Here is a 23,888-nt window from a genome sequence, read left to right on the forward strand (position 1 = left end):
CGCATCGGGTGGCGGCGCTCCCGCCACCCGATGCCGGTCAGTAGTCGTAGAGCCGGAAGCTGACGGCGGGCAGCCCGCCGAAGCGTTCGGCCGTGTCCTTGGCCGAGCCCTCGACCAGTGACGTGGCGTAGGGCTCAGGGTCCTGGCCGAGCGCCTCGAGATAGGCCCGGTGCTCCAGCAGCGAGCGCACGCCCCGCTCCAGGCCGCCGGTGACGTCCACGGCGTGGGTGGGGGCGTCGGAGCCGGCCACGGCCACCCAGCGCACGCCGGTCCACGGCTCGGCCTCGGTGTCGGGGAAGATCCAGCGGTTGCCCGCGTCGCCCGCGGCGTCCAGCACGGCCCGGCCGACCGCCTTGTGGTCGGGGGTGTTCCAGTAGAGCCCGCCCCAGGTGTCCTCGGGGTTCAGCGTGATCACCAGCTCGGGCCGGTACCGCCTGATCGCGGCGGCGATGTCCCTGCGCAGGGCGAGCGAATACTCGATCACGCCGTCGGAGTACGCGAGGAACTCCACGTTCGACACGCCCACCACGGACGCGCTCGCCCGCTGCTCGCGCTCACGCAGCGGCCCGGCCTCGGCCGGCGGGAGAGTGTCGATGCCCGCCTCGCCCCGGGTGGCCAGCAGGTACGACACCTCGCGTCCCGCGTCCGTCCAGACGGCCACCGCCGAGGCGCAGCCGTACTCCAGGTCGTCCGGGTGGGCCACGACGGCCAGGGCGCGCTGCCAATCGGCTGGCATGGGTTTGAGCTGTTCCGCCATGATTCTCACCCTAGTCTGGGTCCCGTGGACGGGGTCAGCAGGGAGGAACGCATGTCGGTGGTGTCGGCCATCCAGTCGGGCGACCAGGCCAGGTTCGCCGAGCTCGCCGAGGAACACCGGCGCGAGCTGCACGTGCACTGCTACCGGATGCTCGGCTCGTTCACCGACGCCGAGGACCTGGTGCAGGAGACGATGTTGCGCGCCTGGCGGCGCAGGGAGACCTTCGAGGGCCGGGCCACGTTCCGCGCCTGGCTGTACAAGATCGCCACCAACGCGTGCCTCGACTGGCTGTCAGGCCCGGCCAGGTCCAGGGAGATCACGGTGAGCATGGACGCCGATCCGGCCTCGCCGTCCGCCTCGCCGTTCGCCGAGGTGCCGTGGCTGCAGCCGTACCCCGACCAGCTGCTCGACCAGGCCGCCCCCGACGTGCTCGCGGTGGCCAGGGAGACCATCGAGCTGGCCTACCTGGCGGCCATCCAGCACCTGCCGCCGCGCCAGCGCGCGGTGCTCATCCTGCGCGACGTGGTGGGCTGGCCGGCCGAGGAGACCGCGCAGGCGCTGGAGCTGTCGGTGGCGGCGGTCAAGAGCGCGCTGCAGCGGGCCCGCGCCACGCTGCGCGAGCACCTGCCCGAGCGGCGCTCGGAGTGGGGTCCGGCCACCCGGCCCAGCGAGGAGGAGCTGGGCGTGCTGCGCCGCTACATGGAGGCGTCCGTGGCGGGCGACCTGGGCGCGCTGACCGCGATGTTGCGCGCCGACGCCCGCCAGACCATGCCGCCCGCCTCCCTCGTGTACGACGGCCGCGCCGCCATCCTCGACCTGTGGCGCCCGGTCATGGCCGGACCGGAGGCCTGGGGCGAGTGGAAGGCGCTGGCCACGATCGCCAACCGGCAGCCCGCGGTGGCCAACTACGTCCGGCGCCCGGGCGAGGAGCACTACACCGCGGTCAACATCGACGTGCTGGTCGTCGAGGACGGCGAGATCGTGGAGATCACCACGTTCGGCCCCGGGCTGCACGCCGCCTTCGGCCTGCCGGAGCGCCTCTGACCTGCCCGGACCCGGGCGCGGAAGAATTTTCGCCGCGGACCGATTCCTTTTCCGCCGGGCCGCCGTCATACGGGCGTACACCACTTCGGAAGGGATGAACGACCATGACGCAGCAGCAGAACGACCTCCAGCTCAAGGCCCTCGACCGCCTGGTCGGCACCTGGAAGGTGAGCGGCGGCACCGAAGGCACCGTCACCTACCGCTGGATGGAGGGCGGCTTCTTCCTCCTCCAGGACGTCGACATGATCCAGGACGGCCAGCAGATCAAGGGCCTGGAGGTCATCGGCAGGAAGCGCGGATTCGGCGACGAGCGGCCCAGCGAGGACATCTGGTCCACCTACTACGGCGCCGACGGCTGCACCTTCGCCTACGTCTACGAGCTGGACGGCGACACCCTGACCATCTGGGGCGGCGAGAAGGGCTCGCCCGCCTACTACCAGGGCACCTTCGACGAGAGCGGCGACACCGTCACCGGCGGCTGGGTGTACCCCGGTGGCGGCGGCTACGACTCGTCGATGACCAGGATCGGTTAGGGCATCCCCGGCGGATTGGGGAAGTCCGTCTCCTCGTCGGCGAGGTTGCCGGCCAGCCGGCCCTCGCCGGGGAGACGGACGTCGTCCACCGTCACGTTCACCTCCGTGACCTCCATGCCCAGCATGTGGCCGACGGTCATCGCCACGTTCTCCTTGACCTCGGTGGCGACGTCCATGACGACGTAGCCGTACTCCACCACGATGGTCAGGCTCACCGCCACCTGGCCGTCCTGGATCTGGGCGCTGACGCCCTGACCCGCCCGGCGCGAGCCGATGCCGATGCGGTCGCGCATGGACTCGAAGGCCCTGGCCAGGTCGCCGCCCATGTCCGCGACGCCGGTCACCTCCACCGCGGCCAGCGCGGCCACCTTCTCCACCACCTCGTCGGCCACCTTGATCCGGCCCTTCACGGCCGGCCCGGCCCCGGACCTCGGCTGGTCGGCGAGCGAGACCCCGGCGGGCGAGGGGACGGGGGCCTCGGCGGTGCCGGGCTGTGCGGCAAGGGCGTCGGTCATCGTTGCCTCCTGGGAAATCCACGTGTTCGGGATTGTGCCGGAAGTACACCCCGTTTGTCCGCACAGGCGACGCCCTATGCTGCTAGATATGCACGATCAGGCAGGGGCCGGGGCGCCCGACAACTTCCAGCGTCTGTGGACCCCGCATCGCATGGCCTACATCAAGGGCGAGAACAAGCCGACGGGCACCGGCCCCGACGACGGATGCCCGTTCGACGCGATACCCAAGATGAGCGATGAGGACGGGCTGATCGTCGCCAGGGGCGAGGTCGTGTACGCGGTGCTCAACCTCTACCCGTACAACTCCGGGCACCTGATGGTGGTGCCCTACCGGCACGTGTCCGACTACGCCGAGCTGGAGCCGGCCGAGCTGGTCGAGCTGGGCGAGTTCACCCAGCGCTCGCTGCGCGCCCTGCGCAAGGCCAGCGGCGCGCAGGGCTTCAACGTCGGCATGAACCTGGGCCACGTCGCGGGCGCGGGCATCGCCGCGCACCTGCACCAGCACGTGGTGCCCCGGTGGGGCGGCGACACGAACTTCATGCCGGTCGTCGCCCAGACCAAGGTGCTGCCGCAGCTACTTCACGACACCCGTCAACTCCTCGCCGACGCCTGGGACTGAGTGGTTTCTTTTGGGCAAGGCCGCGATGCCGGTGGCCAGGAGGAGGGGGACGGCCAGGGCCAGGGCCATCGACAGGATGGCCGCGCCCGAGTCGTTGACCAGCATGCCGACCACGCCGCTGACCATCGTCCCGATGAAGCCGGCCTTGAGCGCGGGGGAGTGCTCGAACGCGGCGGGCACCACGCCCGCCGACGCCTGCTCCGGCCGCAGGATGGCGTAGACGAGGAACGCGATCGCGACGATCACGATGGGCATCAGGTTCGGGTTGAGCAGCGTGGCCAGCATGGCCTCCAGCTTGCGCAGGATCACCTCGAACGCCTCGCCCGACAGCACCTGCCCGACGAACCTGCCCAGGTGGCTCTGCTCGTTGGCCGGCTTGAGGTAGTTGAGCACCGCGAACACCGTCACCGCCAGCGCGCCGGCCACGCAGAACAGGCCGAGCTTGACGATCGACACCCGCTTGCCCGCCACCAGCAGCGCGGTCACCGCGATGCCCGGCACGAACGCGATCACGCCGCCGAAGTCGCTGCCCAGCCCGGAGCCGCCGAGCACCATGGCGAACGCGCCCAGCATCACGATCGCGGCCACGCCGATCTTCTTGCCGTAGCGGTGCGCGATGACCGTGGTGGCGATGAGCGTGCCGGTGGCCAGCAGCGCGAACGGGATGTTGCCCAGCCCGTAGTAGCGGGCGCCGTTCTCGGCCGTGTAGCCCATGAAGCTGTTGAGCTGCAGCGGCGTGCCGGTCAGCAGGTCGCCCGCGACGGTCAGCGCGGTCACGCCGGTGACCACGGCCAGCGGGCCGAGCGGCCGGCGCCGCCACGGCCCGGCGAACGCCAGCGCCGCGATGGCCGCCACCCAGCCCAGCATCCCGGCGATCAGCCCGGCCTTGCTCGACCAGGGCAGCAGGTTGACCAGGAAGTTCGCGGCGGGGATGGCCGACAGCACGACCGCGGCCGGCCGCAGCCAGCCCAGGCCGGCCCGCCGGCGCAGCAGCAGGAACGCCACCAGGTAGAACAGCACCTGCAGCACCGCGATCGACCAGAAGTAGTAGCCCTTGAGCTCGCGGATCGTCTGCGCGGCGGCGTCGGCGCGCAACATCCGGTCCGGCGTCGCGCCGGCCGCGCCCACCTGCAGCGGCACGCCGACGACGTTGACCGGCACCGGCACGCCGAGCTCGGTGAGCACGGTGGCGGTCAGGTCGGGGATGATCGAGATGTCCTCGCGCCTGGTCGAGGCCGCGCCCAGCAGCCTGCCCTGCACGCCGGGCTCGCGCAGCGCCGCCACCCGCAGGTGCGGGACCGTGTCGTGGTCGGAGAGCCCGGCCAGGATCACCGTGGTGTCGGCGGGCAGGATCGACAGCAGCGCGCCGGCCCTGGCGTCGGCCTGGCGCAGCGCCTCGCGCCGCTCGGCGGCCGTCAGCGGCTCCTCGTCGCGCGGCAGCTTGCCGGTGGCGGCCAGGTAGGGGCGGACGAGGTCGTCCACGTCCATCGCGATCAGCCGGCACTGCTGCAGGTCGGCGGTCTTCACCTGCAGCGGCGAGGCGTGGTAGCGGGCCACCGCGCCCTGGCGGTCGGCCAGGCCGAGCGCGGCCCCCGGGCCGATGGCGATCGAGCACTGGCCGGCCGACTTCAGCGCCTCGCCCAGCGTGCCCGAGTTGCGCTGCCTGGCCTGGTCGATGAGGTAGCGGTAGTCGGGGATGACCGCGCCCGCGCCTTGCTGCTCGGGCGTCGGCGCCGCGCCGCACCGGTAGCCGGCCGCCGACCTGACCCCGGCCGACACGGTCAGCCAGCCGTCGTAGGGGCAGGTCACGTTGCCGACCGTGCGCACCGACAGCGAGCCGATGGCGGACGCGCGGGTCAGCTCGTACAGGTTGGGGGCGTCGGCCTGGGTGACGTCCTGCCAGTGCAGGCCGGACACGCCGATCAGCGCGATCCTGGCCGCGCCGCGCTCGTCGGCCCGCGCGGTCCCCGCGAGCGGTATCTGACTGAGCAGCAGCTGGCTGAGCAGCACAGTCAGCACGATCAGCGCGCGCCTCACCCTTCGACCTCCCCGATCGACGATTGCCGTGGCGGACTACTCTCTCACGACGGCGACGGGTCGGGAGCGTTGTCCGCGGTCCCGGGGGGCTCGGCGGCCGGATCCTTGACCCTGCGCGGCCGCCGTCCCTCGCTTCACCGTACCCGGACGGGGGTGAGCCAGGGCAGGTAGCGGGTGTCCCCGCCGTGCACGGCGGCGGCGTAGGCGTCCTTGAGCTTGCCGGTGACCGGGCCGGGGCCGCCGAGCTCGCGGCCGTCCACCGAGCGCACGTGGGCGATCTCGGCGCCCGTCCCGCACACGAACACCTCCTCGGCGGTGTACAGGTCGGAGCGCAGCAGGTCCTGCCGCGCGGACGGCACGCCCAGGTCGGCGGCCAGCCGCTCGACGGTGTGCTGGGTGATCCCCTCCAGCGCGCCCGCGCTGGACGGCGGCGTGAGCAGCCGCCCGTCACGCACCACGAACAGGTTGGCCCCGGTGCACTCGGCGACGTACCCGGCGGCGTTTAGCAGCACCGCCTCGTCGTAGCCGGCGTCCAGCGCCTCGGACTTGGCCAGCACCGAGTTCAGGTAGGGGCCGGTGGCCTTGGCGGCGGTGGGCACCACGGTGTGGTCGTTGCGCCGCCAGGAGCTGGTCATCAGGCGCACGCCGTCGTCGAGCAGCGGCGCCCACTCCCAGGTCGCGATCGAGACGACCAGCGGGCAGTCGCGCGCCGCGATGCCCATCTCGCCGTAGCCCCGGTGCACCAGGTGCCTGATGTAGCAGGCCGCGTGCCCGTTGGCGGCGACCGTCTCCAGGGTGGCGGCGCGCAGCTCGTCCAGCGTGTACGGCAGCCGCCAGCCGAGTATCGCGGCGCTGCGCTCCAGCCGCTCCAGGTGGTCATCCAGCCGGAACACCGCGGGCCCCGACGGCGTCGCGTAGGCCCGGGTGCCCTCCAGCACGCCGGTGCCGTAGTGCAGCCCGTGCGACAGGACGTGCACCTTGGCCTCGCCCCAGGGCACCAGCGCGCCGTCCAGCCAGATGCTGCCCGCCTCGTTCACTCCAGCCTCCAAGTGGCCATAAAGTACGCCAATATCTGAGCCAATTGGCGAATGAGTGGCACAATAACTGGATAATGGTGGCATGGGAAGGGAAGAGAACCTTGTCACCCTGGTCAGAGACCGGCTGCGCCTGCATCAGGGCACCCCGAGCCGCAGGCTCGCCGGCGCGCTCGCCGACCTGGCGCAGACCGGCGCGCTGACCCCGGGCGACCGCCTGCCGTCCGAGCGCGACCTGGCCCAGGCGGTCGGGCTCAGCCGCGGCACCGTCGCCGCCGCGTTCAACGCGCTGTGCGAGGAAGGGCTGTGCGAGCGCCGGCACGGCAGCGGCACCTACCTGGTCGGCGCGCCCACGTTCACCGGGCTGCTGCGGGCCGGGGGCGCCCTGCTCGCGGACCTGTCCACCTCGGTCGTGCCCGACCCGTCCCACCTGGCGCTGCCCGCGATCGACCCGGCCGACCTGCTGCGCTCGCCCAGCGGCCACGGCTACGACGCCCTGGGCGACCCGCGCCTGCGTGCCGCGCTCCGGCCCGAGACCGGCACGGACGTGCTGATCACCGGCGGCGCCCAGCAGGGCATCGACCTGGCCGCCAGGGTCCTGCTGCGCCCAGGCGACCGGGTGCTGGTCGGCGACCCCACGTACGCGGGCGCGCTGGGCGTCTTCAAGCGGGCCGGGGCGCACGTCGCGGCGGTGGACCTGACCTCGCCGGGCGCGCTCGCCGAGTCGATCGACCGGCTGCGCCCGGCCGCCGTCTACGTCGTCAGCGTCGAGAACCCCACCGGCGCCGTGCCCGACCTGCGGCACGTGGCCGAACAGGCCCGGGCGGCGGACGTCACGCTGATCGAGGACCGCACGCTGGCCGCGCTCGTGCACGACGGCGCGCCCGCGCCCGAGCCGCTGGCGGCGCTGCACCCGCACGGCACGATCACCGTCGGCTCGCTGTCGAAGCTGCTGTGGGGCGGGCTGCGCGTGGGCTGGATCGAGGCGCCGGAGCCGCTGCTGGCCAGGCTCGTGGAGGCCAAGCTGGACAGCGACCTGGCCACCAGCGCGGTCTCCCAGCGGCTGGCCACCGACCTGCTCGCGCTCAACCCGGCGGGCCCGTGGCGGGCCGAGCTGGGCCGCCGCCGCGACCACTTCACGGCCGCGCTGGCCGCCCGCCTGCCCGACTGGACGTGGACGCGCCCCGCGGGCGGCCTGTCGCTGTGGGCCCGCCTGCCCGGCGTCGACACCGACAGGTTCGCGGCCACGGCCAGGGAACACGGCGTCGCCGTGGCCCCGGGATCGCTGTTCTCCCCGGACGGCCGCCACCGCGACAGGCTCAGGCTCAGCTTCGCGCTGCCGCCCGACCTGCTCGACCAGGCCGTCACCGGCCTGGCCGCGGCGTGGGAATCACGCCGATGAGCAGGCGCCGTCCCCAGCGGCTGTGAAATGGGGACGGCGCCGCCGATCAGACCGGGTCGACCTTGACCTTGGCCGGCTTGCTCTCGTGGTGCAGCCGGTCGAGCGCGGTGATCAGGTACGTCCCGGGCGACTTCGCGGTGAACGACGTGCCGGAGACCACGGCCACCAGGTTGCGCGCGTCGGTGTCGCGGCAGTCCCGGCCGTTCTTCGGCACCTGGTAGACGGCGTAGGAACGGGCGCCGGCGCTCGGCGTCCACGACACGGTGGAACCCGCCGCCTTCGCCCCGGCCGGCTTGGCCGGGGCCGCGCCGCCGCGCTCCTTGATCAGCGGGAGCAGCGCGGGCCGGCTGTAGTGCTCCTTGACGATCCGGTCCATGGCGCCCAGCGGGTTGGTGAGCAGCTGCTTGGCACTGAAGTAGACGTCGCCGTCGACCTGCGGGTAGCGCCGGTTCAGCGTCAGATGGGCGGGCAGCTCGCCCGGCTTGGTCCAGGCCTTGTCGTCCTTGGCGCCGACCCGGTAGAGGGCCTGCCCGATGTACAGGTCGACGCCGGTGCCCTTGACCGCGTTCGACCACCACGGCACGAGCGCCCGGTAGTCGGCCGCCTTGAACCCGCGCGGCCAGTAGAGCTGCGGCATCACGTAGTCGACCGTGCCCGACTTGATCCACGCCTTCGCGTCGGCGTAGATCGAGTCGTAGGCCGACATGCCGTTGGTCGCCGAGCCGGACGGGTCGTTCGACTTGTTGCGCCAGATGCCGAACGGGCTGATGCCGAACTTGACGTGGTTCTTGGTCGCGTGGACGGCCTCGTCGACCTGCGCCACCAGCTTGTTCACGTTGGCCCGCCGCCAGTCGGCCAGCTTCGCGCCCTTGCCGTACTTCTTGAACGCGGCCCGGTCGTCGAACGTGCCGCCGCCGCCCGGGTAGGGGTAGAAGTAGTCGTCGAAGTGCACGCCGTCGACGTCGTAGCGCTTGACCACGTCCTTGATGACCGTGGTGACGTGGTCGCGGACCTCGGGCAGGCCCGGGTTGTAGTAGAGCCGGTCGCCGTACTTGACCGTCCAGCCGGGGTTGCGGCGGGCCGGGTGACTGGCGGGGAGCTTGTCGACCTTCGCGTCGTAGGCGGCGCGGTAGGGGTTGAACCAGGCGTGGAACTCCAGGTTGCGCTTGTGCGCCTCCTCGACGAGGAACGGCAGCGGGTCCCAGCCGGGGTCCTTGCCCGCGGTGCCGGTCAGGTACTGCGACCAGGGTTCGAGCGACGACTTGTACAGCGCGTCGGAGGCGGGACGCACCTGGACGAACACCGCGTTGAGCCCGCGCCGGGCCGCGGTGTCGAGCAGCTTGACGTATTCGGCCTGCTGCCGCTTGACCGACAGGCCGGTGCGCGAGGGCCAGTCGATGTTCTTGACGGTGGCGATCCAGACTCCGCGCAACTGCCGCTTGGGGTAGCGGGCGTCGGCCGTGCAGGAGCCTGCCGCTGCTTTGCCTGACAGGGTGCTGGTGGTCGGGTCCTTCTTGCTCGCTGATGCCGCGGGGGTGTCCCCGGACCCAGGGCCGAAGGCGTAGGCGGCGCCGAGGGTGACGACCGCGAGGGTGCCTGCGGCGAGGAGTGGGCGTCCAGTTCGCATAATGCACCCAGTCTGTCACCGGGCTTGACGTGCTCGTTACCAAAGAAAGAAATCAGTCCGTGATACTTCTGTGACTGATTGGTATGGCTGAGCCGGGAGTGACATCCTCACTCCCGGCACCACCATCGCTCACTCGGCGGCCGTCACCTTGTCGGCCAGATGCGTCGGCAACGGCTCGTAGCGCAGGAACGTCCGCTGGAACGCCCCGGTGCCGTGCGACATCGACCGCAGGTCGATCGCGTAGCGGGTGATCTCCAGCTGGGGCACCTCGGCCTTGACCAGCGTGCGGCCGGTGCCGACGGGCTCGGTGCCGAGCACGCGCCCGCGCCGCGACGACAGATCGGACATCACCGAGCCCACGTAGTCGTCGGCCACCAGCACCGAGAGCTCGTCCACCGGTTCGAGCAGCAGGGTCGGCACCTTGCTCGCGGCCTCCTTCAACGCCAGCTGCCCGGCGATCTGGAAGGCCATGTCGGAGGAGTCCACCGAGTGCGCCTTGCCGTCGTACAGCGTGACGCGCACGTCCACCATCGGGTAGCCGGCCACCACGCCCCGCTCCATCTGGGCGCGCACGCCCTTCTCCACCGACGGGATGAACTGCCGCGGCACCACCCCGCCCACGATCTTGTCCACGAACTCGAAACCCCCGCCGGACGGCAGGGGCTCGACCTCGAGGTGGCAGATCGCGTACTGGCCGTGGCCGCCGGTCTGCTTGACGTTGCGGCCCATCGCCTGGCACTTTCCACCGAACGTCTCGCGCAGCGGCACCCGCAGCTCGATCCGTTCGACCTCCACGCCGTGCCGTTTGGCCAGCCGGTCGAGCAGGACGTCGGTGTGCGCCTCGCCCATGCACCACAACACCAGTTGCCTGGTCTCGGCGTTGTTCTCCAGCCGCAGGGTCGGGTCCTCGGCCACGAGGCGGCCCAGCGCCTGCGACAGTTTGTCCTCGTCCGCCTTCGACTTGGCCCTGATCGCCACCGGCAGCAGCGGGTCGGGCATCTCCCACGACGTCATCAGCAGCGGACGCTCGACGTCCGACAGGGTGTCACCGGTCTCGGCCCGCGACAGCTTGGCCACGGCCACGATGTCTCCCGCCACGCCCTTGGCCGCGCCGCGCTGCTGCTTGCCCAGCGGGCAGGTCAGGGTGCCGATGCGCTCGTCCACGTCGTGGTCCTCGTGCCCGCGCTCGGCCAGGCCGTGGCCGGAGACGTGCACGGTCATGTCGGGGCGCAGCGTGCCGGAGAACACGCGGACGAGGCTGATGCGGCCCACGTACGGGTCGCTGGTGGTCTTGACCACCTCGGCCACGAGCGGCCCGTCGGCGTCGCAGGTGACGCCCTGGACCGGCTTGCCCGACAGGTCGGTGATCTCGGGCATGGGATGTTCGAGCGGCGCGGGGAAGCCCTGGGTGATCAGCTCCAGGATCTCCACGGCGCCCACGCCGATGCCGCTGCACAGCACCGGGTAGAAGCTGCCGCGCGCGACGGCCTTCTCCAGGTCCTCGATGAGCACCTTGGTGTCGATCGGCTCGCCTTCGAGGTAGCGCTCCATGAGCGATTCGTCCTCGCTCTCCTGGATGATGCCCTCCAGGAGCACGCCGCGATGCTCGTCGATCTGCGCCTCGTACTCGGCGCCGGGCTCCTTCTCGGTGCGGGTGCCCGTCGCGTAGTTGTAGAACTTCTGGGTCAGCAGCCCGATCAGGCCGTTGACGTGGCCGTTGGTGATGACCGGCAGGTAGAGCGGGGCGACGCCGTCGCCGAAGACGTCCTGGCAGGTCGCGAGCACCTCGTCGAAGTCGCCGCGCTGGTGGTCGATCTTGGTGATCACCACCGCCCTGGGCATGCCGACCTGGGAGCACTCCTCCCACAACATCTGGGTCAGCCCGTCGATGCCCTCCGAGGCCGACACCACGAACAGGGCGGCGTCGGCGGCGCGCAGCCCGGCGCGCAGATCGCCGGTGAAGTCGGCGTAGCCGGGCGTGTCCAGGAGGTTGATCTTGATGCCGTTGTGCACCAGCGGCGCCAGCGACAGGTTCACCGAACGCTGCTGGCGTACCTCGACCTCGTCGAAGTCGCTGACCGTGTTGCCGTCTTCGACACGGCCGGCCCGCTGAATGGTGCCCGTCGCGGCCAGGAGTTGTTCCACGAGCGTCGTCTTGCCCGCGCCAGAATGGCCGACCAGCACGACATTGCGAATCGCGTCCGCGCTGTCGGCCGTGGGTGCCCTGCCCGCGGCTCCCGCTGGTCCCCCGGAGTTTCTTTCCGCCACATCGCCTCCCGCGTGTTCGTGGCCTCACTTATGAGGCGGCTTGGGTCGGATTTCCGACGCCGCGCCCGCGCGGAAGGAGTACGGAAACCGCATGGACGCGGTGTGTTCACCAAATACCCCTGTGGCGAATATCACAAGGGGGGTGAGGCAAAGAAAGTGCCGGGCCTCGTGATGGCCTACGATCGAGACCGCGATGCTCAAACTCCTGCGCCCGGCGATGACCCGGATACTCACCCCGTTGGGCAGGGCCCTCGTCAGCCGCGGGATCGGCCCGAACGCCGTCACGGCGGTCGGCACCCTCGGCAGCGTCATCTCCGCCCTGCTCCTGTTCCCCATGGGTCATCTGTCATGGGGCACTCTCGCGATCACGGTCTTCGTGCTGTTCGACCTGCTCGACGGCGTGGTCGCCAGGCTCGGCGGAAAGGGGGGCACCACCTGGGGCGCGTTTCTCGACTCGACGCTCGACCGGGTGGCCGACGCCGCCATCTTCGCCGGGCTGATCCTCTACTTCGTCTCGAGATCCGACACGCTGATGGTGGCGGTGACACTGGTCTGCCTCATCTCCGGCGCGCTGGTGTCCTACGCCAAGGCCAGGGCCGAAGGGCTCGGCCTCACCTGCGACGTCGGCCTCGCCGAGCGGCCGGAGCGGCTGGTGGTGGCCCTGGTGGCGGCCTTCTTCGCCGGGCTCGGCGTCCCCTACGTCCTGGCCCTGGGCATGTGGGTGCTGGCCGTGGCCAGCGTGATCACGGTGGTGCAGCGGGTGGTGCACGTCCACCGCCAGACGACTCAGCGGACGGGGGATCGATGAGCGAGCAGGCCTCCTTCGGCGACCGGGTGGTCGCGGCGGGCTTCGCGGCCGGCTGGAAGCTGGTGCCGCTGCTGCCCGAGCGGCCGACGGCGGCGGTGTTCCGGCTGCTGGCCGACCGGGTCTGGCGCAGGCGCGGCAAGTCGGTGCGCCGCCTGGAGTCGAACCTGTCGCGGGTGACCGGGCTCGACCCCGACGGCCGGGAGATGCGCGAGCTGAGCCGGGCCGGCATGCGCTCGTACTTCCGCTACTTCCACGAGGTCTTCCGGCTGCCGTCCATGCGGACCGAGGAGATCGTCGCGCGCAGCCACGTGATCGGCGTCGAGCACGTGCACGAGAACGTGGCGGCCGGGCGCGGCGTGGTGCTGGCGCTGCCGCACATGGGCAACTGGGACCAGGCGGGCGCCTGGCTGGTCGGCGTCGGCCACCCGTTCACCACCGTGGCCGAGCGGCTCAAGCCCGAGTCGCTGTTCCGCCGCTACGTGGCCTTCCGCGAGGGGCTGGGCATGGAGGTGCTGCCGCTGACCGGCGGCGACGGCCACAACTTCGGCACGCTGGCCACCCGCGTGCGCAAGGGCGGCGTGGTGTGCCTGCCCGCCGAGCGCGACCTGACCAAGGGCGGGATCGAGGTGCGCTTCTTCGGCGCCACCACCAAGGTGCCCGCCGGGCCGCCGCTGCTGGCCGTGCAGACCGGCGCCGCCCTGCTGCCGGCGATCCTCTACTTCGAGGGCGACGACTGGGGCATCCACATCCACCCGGAGATCCCCGTCCCCGCCGAGGGCACCAGGCAGGAGAAGGTCGCGGCCGTGGCCCAGGGGCTCACCGACGTGTTCGAGAAGGGCATTTCCGAGCATCCGGAGGACTGGCACATGCTGCAGCGGTTGTGGCTGGAGGATCTGCCGCGATGAAGGTCGGCATCGTCTGCCCCTACTCGTGGGACATGCCGGGCGGGGTCAAACAACACATCGACGACCTGGCCCAGGCGCTGATGGCGCAGGGGCACGAGGTCTCCGTGATCGCGCCGGCGGCCGACGACGACGAGCTGCCGCCGTACGTGACCGGGGCGGGGCGTGCCGTGCCCGTGCCGTACAACGGGTCGGTGGCCAGGATGTCGTTCGGCTTCCTGTCGGCCGCCCGGGTGCGGCGCTGGGTGCGCACCGGCGAGTTCGACGTGCTGCACATCCACGAGCCGCTGATCCCGAGCCTGGGCGTGCTGGCCTGCTGGGCCGCCAAGGGCCCGATCGTGGCCACCTTCCACGCCTCCTTCTCCCGCTCGCGCGCGATCGCGGTGGCCGAGCCGCTGCTGCGCAGCGCGCTGGAGAAGCTCAGCGGGCGCATCGCCGTCTCCGACGCCGCGCGCAAGAGCCTGGTCGAGCAGTTCGGCGGCGACACCGTGCTGATCCCGAACGGCGTCACGGTCAGCCGCTACACCGAGGCCGAGCCGCTCGACGGCTGGGGCCCCGACGGCGCCACCATCGGCTTCCTCGGCCGCATGGACGAGGAGCGCAAGGGCCTGCCGATCCTGCTCGAGGCGTTCGCCACCCTGGCCGCCGCGCGCCCGGAGCTGAAGCTGCTGCTGGCCGGGCCCGGCGACGCGAAAGACGTCTACGACATGGTGCCCAAGCCGTTCCGCGACCGGGTGACCGTGCTCGGCATGGTCAGCGAGGCCGACAAGATCCGCGCCTATCACTCGGTCGACGTGTTCTGCGCGCCCAACACCCGCGGCGAGAGCTTCGGCATCGTGCTGGCCGAGGCGATGGCCTCCGGCGCGACCGTGCTGGCCAGCGACATCCCGGCCTTCCGCAAGGTGCTGGGCGACGGCCAGGCCGGCGCGCTGTTCGCCAACGGCGACCCCGGCTCGCTGGCGCGCGAGGCCGCCGCGCTCCTCGACGCGCCGGAGCGGCGGGCCAAGCTGGCCGCCGAGGCGCTGGTGGCGGTCAGGAAGTACGACTGGTCGACGGTGGCCCGCGACGTGGTGCGGGTGTACGAGACGGTGACCGCCACGGGCGCCGGGCGGGTGGAGGAAGACCTGTGACCTCGACCATGATCGTGCTGATCGTGGGCATCGTCGTGGTGCTCACGGCCGTCTACATCTCCTGGCGCGCGGGCCGGCTCGACCGCCTGCACATCAGGCTCGAACTGGCCAGGGAATCGCTCGACGCGGCACTCATGCGCCGCCGCGCGGTGGTGCTGGAGCTGGCCGGCTCACGGCTGCTCGACCCGGCCACGTCCCTGGTGCTGGCCGCCGCCGCGCACGAGGCCAGGATCGCCGGGCCCGAGGAGCGCGAGCACGCCGAGAGCGACCTGTCGCGGGCCCTGCGCGCGGCGGTCGACCAGGAACGTTTCAGGGAGAAGCTGGCCGAGGCGCCCGGCGGGGAAGATCTGCTGGAGGAGCTCGACACGGCCGTGGCCAAGGTCGTCTACTCGCGCCGCTTCCACAACAACGCCGTCTCCGTCACGCGGGCCGCGCAGCGCCGCTGGCTGGCCAGGACGCTCCGGCTGGCAGGGCACACGGAGTTTCCGCGATTCTTCGAGATCGATGACAATCCGCCGGCAACCATGGCAACTGAATGACCTAATTTGGGGAAGCCAGTAAGCTTCATCCCGTTTTTCGGGCTGAAGCGAGGAGTGTGCAGGTGCGGCTACCCCGGATGATCACCGTGACGCTGGCCGGAGCGGCGGTGCTGCTGCCCGTGGCGGCCTGCTCGTCGGACGAGCCCGCGCCCGGCCAGGCTCCCGCGGCGGCCAGCCCGTCCGCGACCGTCGAGGCGCCCGTGGAGAAGCTGCACCCGTTCACCGGCAAGCCGTACCAGCAGCTCAAGCCGGTGCTCGCGGTGAAGATCGAGAACACCGCGGCGGGCAAGCCGCAGCTCGGGCTCAAGAGCGCCGACATCGTGTACATCGAGCAGGTGGAGGCCGGGCTGACCCGGCTCATGGCCATCTTCTCCTCCAAGCTCCCGGCCAAGGTGGGCCCGGTCCGCAGCGCCCGCATTTCCGACCTGCACATCGCGCCGCAGTTCGGCAAGCCCGCGTTCTCCTACTCCGGCGCGCAGACCAAGATGTTGCCGCTGATCGCCGAGGCGTCGCTGTTCGACGTGGGCGACAGCCGCAACCCGGCCGCCTACTTCAGGCAGCCGGGCCGCTACGCGCCGTACAACCTGTTCGCCAACACCAAGGGCCTGCTGGCCAAGGCGCCCAAGGCGAGCAAGGCCAAGGACATCGGCTTCACCTTCGGCGAGGCGCCTGAGGGCGGCGTGCCGCGGAAGACGTACACGGTCAAGTGGCCGGCGGCCACGTTCGTCTTCGGCTGGTCGGCGACCAAGAAGGAATGGCTGATCTGGCAGGACGGCAAGCGGGACATGGCGGCCGAGGGCGGCCAGCTGTCCGCGCCGACGATCGTGGTGCAGTACACCAAGACTGAGCGCTCGCAGTTCCACGACAAGAACGACAGCTACACCCCGCTCGTGCACACCACCGGCAAGGGCAAGGCGATCGTGCTGCGCGACGGTAAAGCCTTCAAGGCGAACTGGGAGCGGGAATCGGAAGAGGGCGGCACGACGTTCACCACGGAGAGCGGCGAGCCGATGAACTTCGCACCTGGTCAGGTGTGGGTGGCGCTCGCCAGCCGCAAGCCCGTCATCCCGTGACGCACACGCCGAGGTGTACAACCTGGGCGACAAATCCTGACATGGTGGCAAGTCGGGGTAGGGGCCGCTAAGGACCTACGATGGGCTTGATAACTTACCGTTCGCCTTGAGAGCCCGTGAGGTAGACCCGTTGTCCAGCACGCCCGAAACCACCCCCGTTACCGGAACCGCCCGCGTCAAGCGTGGTATGGCCGAGATGCTCAAGGGCGGCGTCATCATGGACGTCGTCACCCCCGAGCAGGCGAAGATCGCTGAGGACGCCGGCGCCGTGGCCGTCATGGCACTCGAGCGGGTCCCCGCCGACATCCGCGCCCAGGGCGGCGTCTCCCGGATGAGCGACCCGGACATGATCGACGGCATCATCGCCGCCGTCTCGATCCCGGTCATGGCCAAGGCCCGCATCGGCCACTTCGTCGAGGCCAGGGTCCTGCAGGCGCTCGGCGTCGACTACGTCGACGAGTCCGAGGTCCTCACCCCGGCCGACTACGCCAACCACATCGACAAGTGGCAGTTCACCGTGCCCTTCGTCTGTGGCGCGACCAACCTGGGCGAGGCCCTGCGCCGCATCACCGAGGGCGCGGCCATGATCCGCTCCAAGGGTGAGGCCGGCACCGGCGACGTCTCCAACGCCGTCACCCACATGCGCACCATCCGCGCCGAGATCAAGCGCCTCACCTCGCTGCCCGAGGACGAGCTGTACGTGGCCGCCAAGGAGCTGCAGGCCCCGTACGAGTTGGTCGTCGAGGTCGCCAAGACCGGCAAGCTGCCCGTCGTGCTGTTCACCGCGGGCGGCATCGCCACCCCGGCCGACGCCGCGATGATGATGCAGCTCGGCGCCGAGGGCGTGTTCGTCGGCTCCGGCATCTTCAAGTCGGGCGACCCGGCCAAGCGCGCGGCCGCCATCGTCAAGGCCACCACGTTCTACGACGACCCCGACGTCATCGCCAAGGTCTCGCGCGGCCTGGGCGAGGCCATGGTCGGCATCAACGTCGACGAGATCCCGCAGCCGCACCGTCTGGCAGAGCGCGGCTGGTAGCGGCCGTGTCGCTCCGGGTGATCCCGCCCGCCGGATGGCACGGTGGACGGGGGCGCTCCATCCGGACGCGATGACGGAATTCTCACGAAGAGGCGACATCCCTGAAGGATGTCGCCTTTTTCGTTTGGCACGCCGTTCACCGAAATGTCATGAAATTGAGTCAGGCTACGGGCGTCCCTCACCCAAGATCGTCCCAGGGAGCACCCGTGCCGAACCTCAACCGCCGACACTTCCTCGTCACCGGGTTAGCGGCAGGCGCCGCCGCGGCCATCCCCGCCACCGCCGCCCAGGCCGACCCGGACGCCGACCCGGGCCTCGTCGCAGACCCGGCCGCGGAGAGCGCGCAGAGCCAGGCCTCGCGCGGCCTCAGGACCGACCCGTTCACGCTGGGCGTCGCCTCGGGCGACCCCGACCACGGCGGATTCGTGCTCTGGACCAGGCTGGCCCAGCAACCCATGGCCGAGGACGGGCTCGGCGGCATGCCGCGCCGCCCGTTCCCGGTGCTCTGGCAGGTCTACGCGGACGAGCGGTGCCGCCGCGTCGTGCGCGCCGGCGTCGCCGTGGCCGCGCCCGAGTGGGGCCACAGCGTGCACGTCGAGGTCGAGGGCCTGGCCTCGGACCGCGAGTACTGGTACCGCTTCCGCGTCGGCCCCTACGTCTCGCCGGTCGGCCGCGCGCGCACCGCCCCGCACCCGCTGTCGTACGGCGGCGCGCTGTCGATGGCGTTCGTCTCCTGCGCCCAGTACGAGCACGGCTTCTTCACCTCGTACCGCCGGCTGGCCGAGGAGAGCCCGGACGTCATCCTGCACCTGGGCGACTACCAGTACGAATACACCAAGAACACCTACACCATCCCCGGCGGCAACATCCGGCACCACGAGGGCCCGGAGACCGAGACCCTGGCCAACTACCGCCAGCGTCACGCCCAGTACAAGGCCGACCCGGATCTGCAGGCCGCGCACGCCGCCGCGCCCTGGCTGGTCGTCTGGGACGACCATGAGCTGGACAACAACTGGGCCGACGAGATCCCGGAGAAGCCCGAGATCCCGCAGCCGAACTTCCTGGCCCGCAGGGAGGCGGCCTTCCGCGCCTACTACGAGAACATGCCGCTGCGCCGCTCCTCGATCCCGCGCGGCGTGGACATGCAGCTCTACCGGCGGGTGCGCTGGGGCAGGATGGCCACCTTCCACATGCTCGACACCCGCCAGTACCGCGACGACCAGGGCTGCGGCGACGGCTACCGCGACTGCCCGGCCTCGGTCGACCCGGCCAGGTCCATCACCGGCGCCGAGCAGGAGGCCTGGCTGCTCGACGGCTTCCGCCACTCGCGCGCCCAGTGGGACATCCTGGGCCAGCAGGTCTTCTTCGCCCAGCGCGACAACAACGCCGGCCCGGCCAAGGTGACCAGCCAGGACGCCTGGGACGGCTACGTCGCCTCCCGCCGCCGCATCACCCAGGGCTGGCTCGACGCCCGGGTGCGCAACCCCGTGGTGCTCACCGGCGACGTGCACGCCCACTGGGCGAGCGATCTCAAGCTCGACTACGACGACCCGACCGGCCCGACGGTCGGCTCCGAGCTGGTCGCGACGTCGATCTCGACCGGCGGCGACGGCCGTGACTCCGACCCGGCCCAGCACCCGTTCCTCAAGATCAACCCGCATCTGAAGTTCTACAACAACCAGCGCGGCTACGTGCTCACCAAGATCGAGCGGGCCCAGCTCACCGCGGACTTCAAGGTGGTGCCCCGGGTGCAGGAGCCCGGCGCGGCGGTGCACACCCGGGCCACGTTCGTGATCGAGGACCGGGTGCCCGGCGTGCAGCAGACCTACCTGCGCCCGCTCGACCCGGCCATGCGCAGCCAGGAGACCATGACGATCGAGGAGACGGTCCGCCTGGAGACCGAGCGTCCCTGATCCACGGCGTACGTCCGGTCACAAGCCCTGCCCGCTCGCGGGCGGGGCTTGTGGTTGTATAGCCGTTCATGATGGGACATGTCCTGCTGGCGATGGCGGTCCTGACCGGTTCGACGCCCGTGGCACGCACCCCGCTGTCCGTCCTGACGTGGAACGTCTGCACGGGCACCAACTCCCTGTGCCCGATCTACCGGGCCGGCGGCGTGGAGCTGGCCGGGACGATCGCCGAGCTGGCCGCGTCAGGGTCGATCAAGCCGGACGTGATCTTCCTGCAGGAGTTCTGCACCGGGGTGTCCGCGCAGCTCGAAGCCGGTCTCGAAGCGCGCACCGGGCGGCCGTGGACCGTCCGGGCCTGGGGCCTGGGCGGCGCCGACGGCAAGCCGTACGCCTGCCACCCGGACCGGCTCGGCCGCTCGCGCGGCGCGCAGAGCGTCACGCTCGCGGTGGCCGGCGACGGGGTGACTTTCCAGACGCACCCGCTGGCCGCGCCCCGCTGGTACGTCACCAGGGCGGCCCTGTGCGCCACGATCCCGGCCAAGAAGGTGCACGCCTGCGGCACCCACCTGTCGTCGGGGTCCGGCTACGACGATCACCAGCCGGGGGCGCCGTACCGGACCAGGCAGATCCGTCAGCTCCTGGCGGCGGCCGCGAAACCCGGGCACCGCACGATCGTCGGCGGCGATCTCAACGTGGCCCCGCCCGACAGCGGCGACGGCGGCGCGGCCGGCCGCCGGGCCGTCGTGCCCGCCTACCGCGCCTACCAGGAATGCGACCAGCGCGGCCCGAGGCGCACCGGACGCTGGACCCACACCGGCGCCAACGGCCGCAAGAAACTCGACTACCTGTTCGCGCCCAAGGGCACCGTGACCGGATGCCGCGTGGACAAGGCACTCACCGTCTCCGACCACAAACCGCTCTTCATGAAGGTGGCCCTGTAGGAAGATGCCGGGCCATCCTGGTGTTGAATTGTCGGAAACCTGACCCGGACGGAAGGATCAACGTGCCCACGATCGGTGTTCTCGCTCTCCAGGGAGACGTGCGCGAGCATGCGCGCATGCTTCAGGAGGCAGGCGCGTCGGCCGTAGCCGTGCGCAGGCCCGCCGAGCTGGAGGCGGTCGACGGGCTCGTCATCCCCGGCGGTGAGTCGACCACGATGTGGAAGCTCGCCGAGACCTTCGACATGCTCGAACCGCTGCGCCTGCGCATCAAGGAGGGCATGCCCGCCTACGGCTCCTGCGCCGGCATGATCATGCTGTCCGACCGGATCCAGGACGGCATCGAGGGCCAGCAGACGATCGGCGGCATCGACATGGTGGTCAGGCGGAACGCCTTCGGCCGCCAGGTCGACTCGTTCGAGTCGGATCTGGACTTCGCGGGCGAACGCGTGCACGCCGTGTTCATCCGCGCCCCCTGGGTCGAATCCGTCGGCGCCGACGTGGAAGTGCTGGGCAGGGCCGAGCCTGGGGATAGGATCGTCGCGGTCCGCCAAGGGCCGCTGCTCGCGACGTCGTTCCACCCCGAGCTGACCGGGGACACGCGCGTGCACCGTTACTTCGTTTCCATGGTCAACTCGCGAGGGAGCTCTAGGTAATGTCCGGCCACTCCAAATGGGCGACGACGAAGCACAAGAAGGCCGCGCTCGACGCCAAGCGCGGCAAGCTGTTCGCCAAGCTCATCAAGAACATCGAAGTGGCGGCCCGGACCGGTGGCCCTGACCCGGATGCCAACCCCACACTCTTCGACGCCATCTTCAAGGCCAAGAAGAACTCCGTGCCCAACGACAACATCGAGCGGGCGCGCAAGCGCGGCGGCGGCCTGGAGGCCGGCGGCGCCGACTGGCAGACGATCATGTACGAGGGCTACGCGCCCGGCGGCGTCGCGGTGCTCATCGAGTGTCTGACCGACAACCGCAACCGCGCCGCCTCCGAGGTCCGCGTCGCGCTGACCCGCAACGGCGGCTCGCTGGCCGACCCCGGCTCGGTGTCGTACATGTTCAACCGCAAGGGCGTCGTGATCGTGCCCAAGAACGACCTCGACGAGGACACCGTGCTCATGGCGGTCCTCGACGCGGGCGCCGAGGAGGTCAACGACCTCGGTGAGTCGTTCGAGGTGGTCTCCGAGGCCGGCGACCTGGTGCCGGTGCGCAAGGCGCTGCAGGAAGCGGGCATCGACTACGACTCGGCCGAGTCCAGCTTCCTGCCCACGATGAGCGTGCCGCTCGACGAGGAGGGCGCCAAGAAGGTGTTCCGCCTCATCGACGCGCTGGAGGACAGCGACGACGTGCAGAACGTCTTCGCCAACTTCGACGTCTCGGACGACGTGCTCGCCGCGCTCGACGCCTGACGGATCACGCCGCTCCGCGGCTCTTCGCGTCTCTCTGCGGCGCTGTTGAGTGCGGCGTTCCGGCCGGTCTGTGGTGGTATCGCCCGGGGAGTTCGCCGGACTTCCGGGGGCGGTGCCGCATCTCGGTGGCCGGGTGGCGTGGGTGCGGCTAGGGTCGGGCGACGTGACTTCCCCCACCCCCGCTCCGGCGTACTCGTCCGCTCTCGGGTGGCTGCTCGCCGTCCCGGCGATGCTCGGCACGCTGATCACGCTGGTGGTGCCGTCCGTGCAGACGGTGGCGCTCAGCCTGAGCAGCGGGGGAGTGCTGCGCGAGAGCCTGTTCGTGGGGCTCGACAACTACGCCGCGCTGCTGGGCGGCGGCGCGTTCTGGCGCGCGCTGTGGTTCACGCTGTCGCTCACCGTGGTCCCGGTGCTGGTGACCGTGCTGGTGGGGCCGCTGCTGGCGGTGGCGCTCGACCGGGCGGGCCCCTGGCCGCGACGGGCCGGGGTCGCCGTACTGTCGCTGGCGGTCGTCACGTTCACGCCGACCGGGATCGCCGCCGGGTGGCTGCGCGGGCTCGCTCCCGACGCGTCCGGGGTGGCCGCGCTGGCCGCCGGGCTGCGCGACCCGGCCACCGCGCCGGGAACGCTCCGGCTGATCGTCGCGGCGGCCACGTTCGGGCTGATCTGCGCGCTGGCGGTGACGGCGTTCCTGCCCGCACTGCGTGGCGGCGCCCCAGGGCGCGCCACGTTGGCCGTGGCGGCCCTCACCGGGCTGGGGGTGGTCGCGGTGGGCCTGCAGGCGTTCTCGCTCGCTCTGGCGCTCACCAGGGGCGGCCCGGGGCACAGTACGGAGACGCTGGCGGGGCTGCAGTACGAGCACGCGTTCAGGCAGGCCGACTTCGGCACCGGCGCGGCGGTCGCCACGCTGACCGGGCTGCTGCTCGGCGCGCTCGGCCTGGTCGCGACGATCGTCGCCGTGGCCACCGGGATGCGCATCACCCTCGTCCCGCGCAGCGCCACAGGCCCCAAGGCGACCACCGACACGTCACCCACCGGCCTCACCCCACGCGCCGCCTCACCCACCGGCTCGGTGCTCGGTACCTCGGCCAGGGTGGCGGTCGGGGTGGTGGCTCTGGTCGTGGTCGTGGCGGTCGCGGTGGTGTGCGCCTGGCCGTGGATCTCGGCGCTGCTCGGACCCGACGTCCAGGCCGTGCCGCCGGGCGACCTCGGCACGCAGGTCAACACGTGGGTCCCGGCCCTGGCCGGCGCGCTCGTGTCGGTCGGCGTCGCCTACCTGGGCGCCCTGGGCATCGGCGGCCTGCGTCCGCTCGGCAGGCGCAGCGAGTGGCTGCTGCTGCCGCTGGCGCCCTGGCTGTTCGCCGGGCTCGGCCCGCTCGGCGTGGCCGACTGGCGCACCGCCCGCCATCTCGGGCTGATCGACACCTTCGCCGCGCTCGTGCCGCCGCTCCTGGTCAGCCTGCCCGCCCTGCTGGTGCTGACGCTGCTGTGCAAGGGCCTGGCCGAGCGCGCGGGCGGCGACTTCTTCGGCGGCGTGTTCGTCCCGTCGCTGCCCATGGCGGGCGTGCTCACCGGCGCGGTCACGCTCGTCAACGCCAGGGACCTGTACTGGCCGCTGCTGGTGACCCAGGACCCGGGGCTGCACACCGCGCCCGTGCGCCAGCTCGTCCAGATCGGCGTGCACCCGGCCGGGTTCGCCGCGGCCGGTCTGGCCACCCCGCCGGTCGTGGTCGTCGTCGCGGCGGCGGCAGCGGTGGCCGCCCAGTTGCTCTGCCTCGACAGGCTCGCCGTCACGGTAAACGGTTCGCGCTCGGCCGTACCCGGTGCGTAGGTTTGAACGTTGTGGAAATTCGCGATCTCACCCTAGAGGATCTTGACGCCGTCCTCGACCTGCGCAAACGCTCGTTCGGCACGCTGCCGGCCAGCGACGCGGAGACCTGGCGCAAGGCCGTCGTCCCGACTCTCGGCGAGGGCCGCTACCTCGGCGCCTTCGACGGCTCCAGGCTGGCCGCCTCGGCCCGGCTGCGCAGGTTCACCCAGTGGTGGCACGGCAGGCCGCAGCCCATGGCGGGCATCGCCGGTGTCACCGTCAACCCCGAGGACCGCGGCCGCGGCGTCGGCACCACGATCATGCGCGCGGTGATCGAGCGGGCGACCGCCTTCGGCGACGCCGTCTCCGCCCTCTACCCGGCCACCACGCCGCTGTACCGCTCGCTCGGCTACGAGCACGCGGGGGCGCAGCACGTGGTCACGCTGCCGGCCGAGTCGCTGCGCACGATCAAGCGGTCCGGGCAGGTCAAGCTGCGCA

General features: G+C 71.4%; 21 protein-coding genes and 1 pseudogene. 16 read left to right on the plus strand and 6 right to left on the minus strand.

Annotation, left to right across the window (positions count from 1 at the left end; all coding sequences use genetic code 11):
• Positions 1 to 37: 37 nt before the first annotated feature.
• On the minus strand, positions 38 to 757 hold the full coding sequence (locus HII36_RS09235; RefSeq protein ID WP_173522672.1) for a PIG-L deacetylase family protein: 720 nt from the start codon (positions 755 to 757) through the stop codon (positions 38 to 40).
• Positions 758 to 781: 24 nt separating this feature from the next.
• On the opposite strand from HII36_RS09235, the gene HII36_RS09240 reads away from it, so the two are divergent.
• Positions 782 to 1,801 (plus strand): RNA polymerase subunit sigma-70, encoded by a 1,020-nt coding sequence (locus tag HII36_RS09240; RefSeq protein ID WP_328807652.1) that lies wholly within the window; start codon positions 782 to 784, stop codon positions 1,799 to 1,801.
• A 104-nt stretch (positions 1,802 to 1,905) separates the two neighbouring features.
• A complete protein-coding gene (locus tag HII36_RS09245; RefSeq protein ID WP_173522673.1) occupies positions 1,906 to 2,334 on the plus strand; it encodes a hypothetical protein in 429 nt (142 codons plus the stop codon).
• Here the strand turns inward: HII36_RS09245 and HII36_RS09250 are convergent.
• Entirely contained in the window at positions 2,331 to 2,849 is a 519-nt protein-coding gene (locus tag HII36_RS09250; RefSeq protein WP_173522674.1) for an Asp23/Gls24 family envelope stress response protein, read from the minus strand. The two genes, HII36_RS09245 and HII36_RS09250, sit on opposite strands and share 4 nt — an antisense overlap.
• A gap of 88 nt (positions 2,850 to 2,937) precedes the next feature.
• Between HII36_RS09250 and HII36_RS09255 the strand changes: the two genes are divergently transcribed.
• Complete coding sequence (locus HII36_RS09255; RefSeq protein ID WP_328807653.1) at positions 2,938 to 3,468, plus strand: HIT family protein; 531 nt, start codon at positions 2,938 to 2,940, stop codon at positions 3,466 to 3,468.
• Here the strand turns inward: HII36_RS09255 and HII36_RS09260 are convergent.
• Both HII36_RS09260 and HII36_RS09265 read right to left on the minus strand, forming a co-directional pair.
• The gene (locus HII36_RS09260; RefSeq protein ID WP_328807654.1) at positions 3,424 to 5,505 is read right to left on the minus strand and encodes a hypothetical protein; all 2,082 of its coding nucleotides are present in this window, start codon (positions 5,503 to 5,505) and stop codon (positions 3,424 to 3,426) included. The two genes, HII36_RS09255 and HII36_RS09260, sit on opposite strands and share 45 nt — an antisense overlap.
• 134 nt (positions 5,506 to 5,639) lie before the next feature.
• The gene (locus HII36_RS09265; protein WP_236003333.1) at positions 5,640 to 6,554 is read right to left on the minus strand and encodes a branched-chain amino acid transaminase; all 915 of its coding nucleotides are present in this window, start codon (positions 6,552 to 6,554) and stop codon (positions 5,640 to 5,642) included.
• Positions 6,555 to 6,624: 70 nt separating this feature from the next.
• Between HII36_RS09265 and HII36_RS09270 the strand changes: the two genes are divergently transcribed.
• Positions 6,625 to 7,941, plus strand: a complete 1,317-nt coding sequence (locus HII36_RS09270) for an aminotransferase-like domain-containing protein (protein WP_173522677.1) — start codon at positions 6,625 to 6,627, stop codon at positions 7,939 to 7,941.
• A 46-nt stretch (positions 7,942 to 7,987) separates the two neighbouring features.
• On the opposite strand, the gene HII36_RS09275 is transcribed toward HII36_RS09270, so the two are convergent.
• Positions 7,988 to 9,568: a glycoside hydrolase family 10 protein gene (locus tag HII36_RS09275; RefSeq protein WP_173522678.1), complete on the minus strand. Its 1,581-nt coding sequence runs from the start codon at positions 9,566 to 9,568 to the stop codon at positions 7,988 to 7,990.
• Positions 9,569 to 9,697: 129 nt separating this feature from the next.
• Positions 9,698 to 11,836 (minus strand): elongation factor G-like protein EF-G2, encoded by a 2,139-nt coding sequence (locus HII36_RS09280; protein ID WP_173522679.1) that lies wholly within the window; start codon positions 11,834 to 11,836, stop codon positions 9,698 to 9,700.
• A gap of 193 nt (positions 11,837 to 12,029) precedes the next feature.
• Between HII36_RS09280 and pgsA the strand changes: the two genes are divergently transcribed.
• From pgsA to HII36_RS56430, 12 genes and pseudogenes are all read left to right on the plus strand, one after another.
• Positions 12,030 to 12,644 (plus strand): phosphatidylinositol phosphate synthase, encoded by a 615-nt coding sequence (pgsA, locus tag HII36_RS09285; RefSeq protein ID WP_173522680.1) that lies wholly within the window; start codon positions 12,030 to 12,032, stop codon positions 12,642 to 12,644.
• The gene (locus tag HII36_RS09290; protein ID WP_173522681.1) at positions 12,641 to 13,549 is read left to right on the plus strand and encodes a phosphatidylinositol mannoside acyltransferase; all 909 of its coding nucleotides are present in this window, start codon (positions 12,641 to 12,643) and stop codon (positions 13,547 to 13,549) included. Before pgsA ends, HII36_RS09290 begins: the two co-directional genes overlap by 4 nt.
• Positions 13,546 to 14,676 carry a glycosyltransferase family 4 protein gene (locus HII36_RS09295; RefSeq protein ID WP_173522682.1) on the plus strand — a complete coding sequence of 377 codons (1,131 nt, stop codon included), beginning with the start codon at positions 13,546 to 13,548 and terminating at the stop codon, positions 14,674 to 14,676. Before HII36_RS09290 ends, HII36_RS09295 begins: the two co-directional genes overlap by 4 nt.
• The gene (locus tag HII36_RS09300) at positions 14,673 to 15,215 is read left to right on the plus strand and encodes a hypothetical protein (protein WP_173522683.1); all 543 of its coding nucleotides are present in this window, start codon (positions 14,673 to 14,675) and stop codon (positions 15,213 to 15,215) included. The genes HII36_RS09295 and HII36_RS09300 overlap by 4 nt, the downstream gene beginning before the upstream one ends.
• Positions 15,216 to 15,277: 62 nt before the next feature.
• Positions 15,278 to 16,288 carry a DUF3048 domain-containing protein gene (locus tag HII36_RS09305; RefSeq protein ID WP_328807655.1) on the plus strand — a complete coding sequence of 337 codons (1,011 nt, stop codon included), beginning with the start codon at positions 15,278 to 15,280 and terminating at the stop codon, positions 16,286 to 16,288.
• Positions 16,289 to 16,394: 106 nt separating this feature from the next.
• Positions 16,395 to 17,324 (plus strand): pyridoxal 5'-phosphate synthase lyase subunit PdxS, encoded by a 930-nt coding sequence (gene pdxS, locus HII36_RS09310; RefSeq protein WP_456238012.1) that lies wholly within the window; start codon positions 16,395 to 16,397, stop codon positions 17,322 to 17,324.
• A 206-nt stretch (positions 17,325 to 17,530) separates the two neighbouring features.
• The gene (locus HII36_RS09315) at positions 17,531 to 19,237 is read left to right on the plus strand and encodes an alkaline phosphatase D family protein (RefSeq protein WP_328807656.1); all 1,707 of its coding nucleotides are present in this window, start codon (positions 17,531 to 17,533) and stop codon (positions 19,235 to 19,237) included.
• Between the two features lie 68 nt (positions 19,238 to 19,305).
• Complete coding sequence (locus HII36_RS09320; RefSeq protein WP_173522686.1) at positions 19,306 to 20,175, plus strand: endonuclease/exonuclease/phosphatase family protein; 870 nt, start codon at positions 19,306 to 19,308, stop codon at positions 20,173 to 20,175.
• Between the two features lie 62 nt (positions 20,176 to 20,237).
• Positions 20,238 to 20,828, plus strand: coding sequence for a pyridoxal 5'-phosphate synthase glutaminase subunit PdxT (gene pdxT / locus HII36_RS09325; RefSeq protein ID WP_173522687.1), 591 nt, complete (start codon positions 20,238 to 20,240; stop codon positions 20,826 to 20,828).
• Positions 20,828 to 21,580, plus strand: coding sequence for a YebC/PmpR family DNA-binding transcriptional regulator (locus tag HII36_RS09330; protein ID WP_173522688.1), 753 nt, complete (start codon positions 20,828 to 20,830; stop codon positions 21,578 to 21,580). The genes pdxT and HII36_RS09330 overlap by 1 nt, the downstream gene beginning before the upstream one ends.
• Positions 21,581 to 21,743: 163 nt before the next feature.
• A complete protein-coding gene (locus HII36_RS09335) occupies positions 21,744 to 23,411 on the plus strand; it encodes a sugar ABC transporter permease (protein ID WP_173522689.1) in 1,668 nt (555 codons plus the stop codon).
• A gap of 11 nt (positions 23,412 to 23,422) precedes the next feature.
• Positions 23,423 to 23,752: pseudogene (locus HII36_RS56430) on the plus strand (GNAT family N-acetyltransferase); the annotation flags it as partial.
• Positions 23,753 to 23,888 lie beyond the last annotated feature (136 nt).

Origin of the sequence: Nonomuraea antri, assembly GCF_013283785.1 — a bacterium.
Taxonomy (GTDB): domain Bacteria; phylum Actinomycetota; class Actinomycetes; order Streptosporangiales; family Streptosporangiaceae; genus Nonomuraea; species Nonomuraea antri.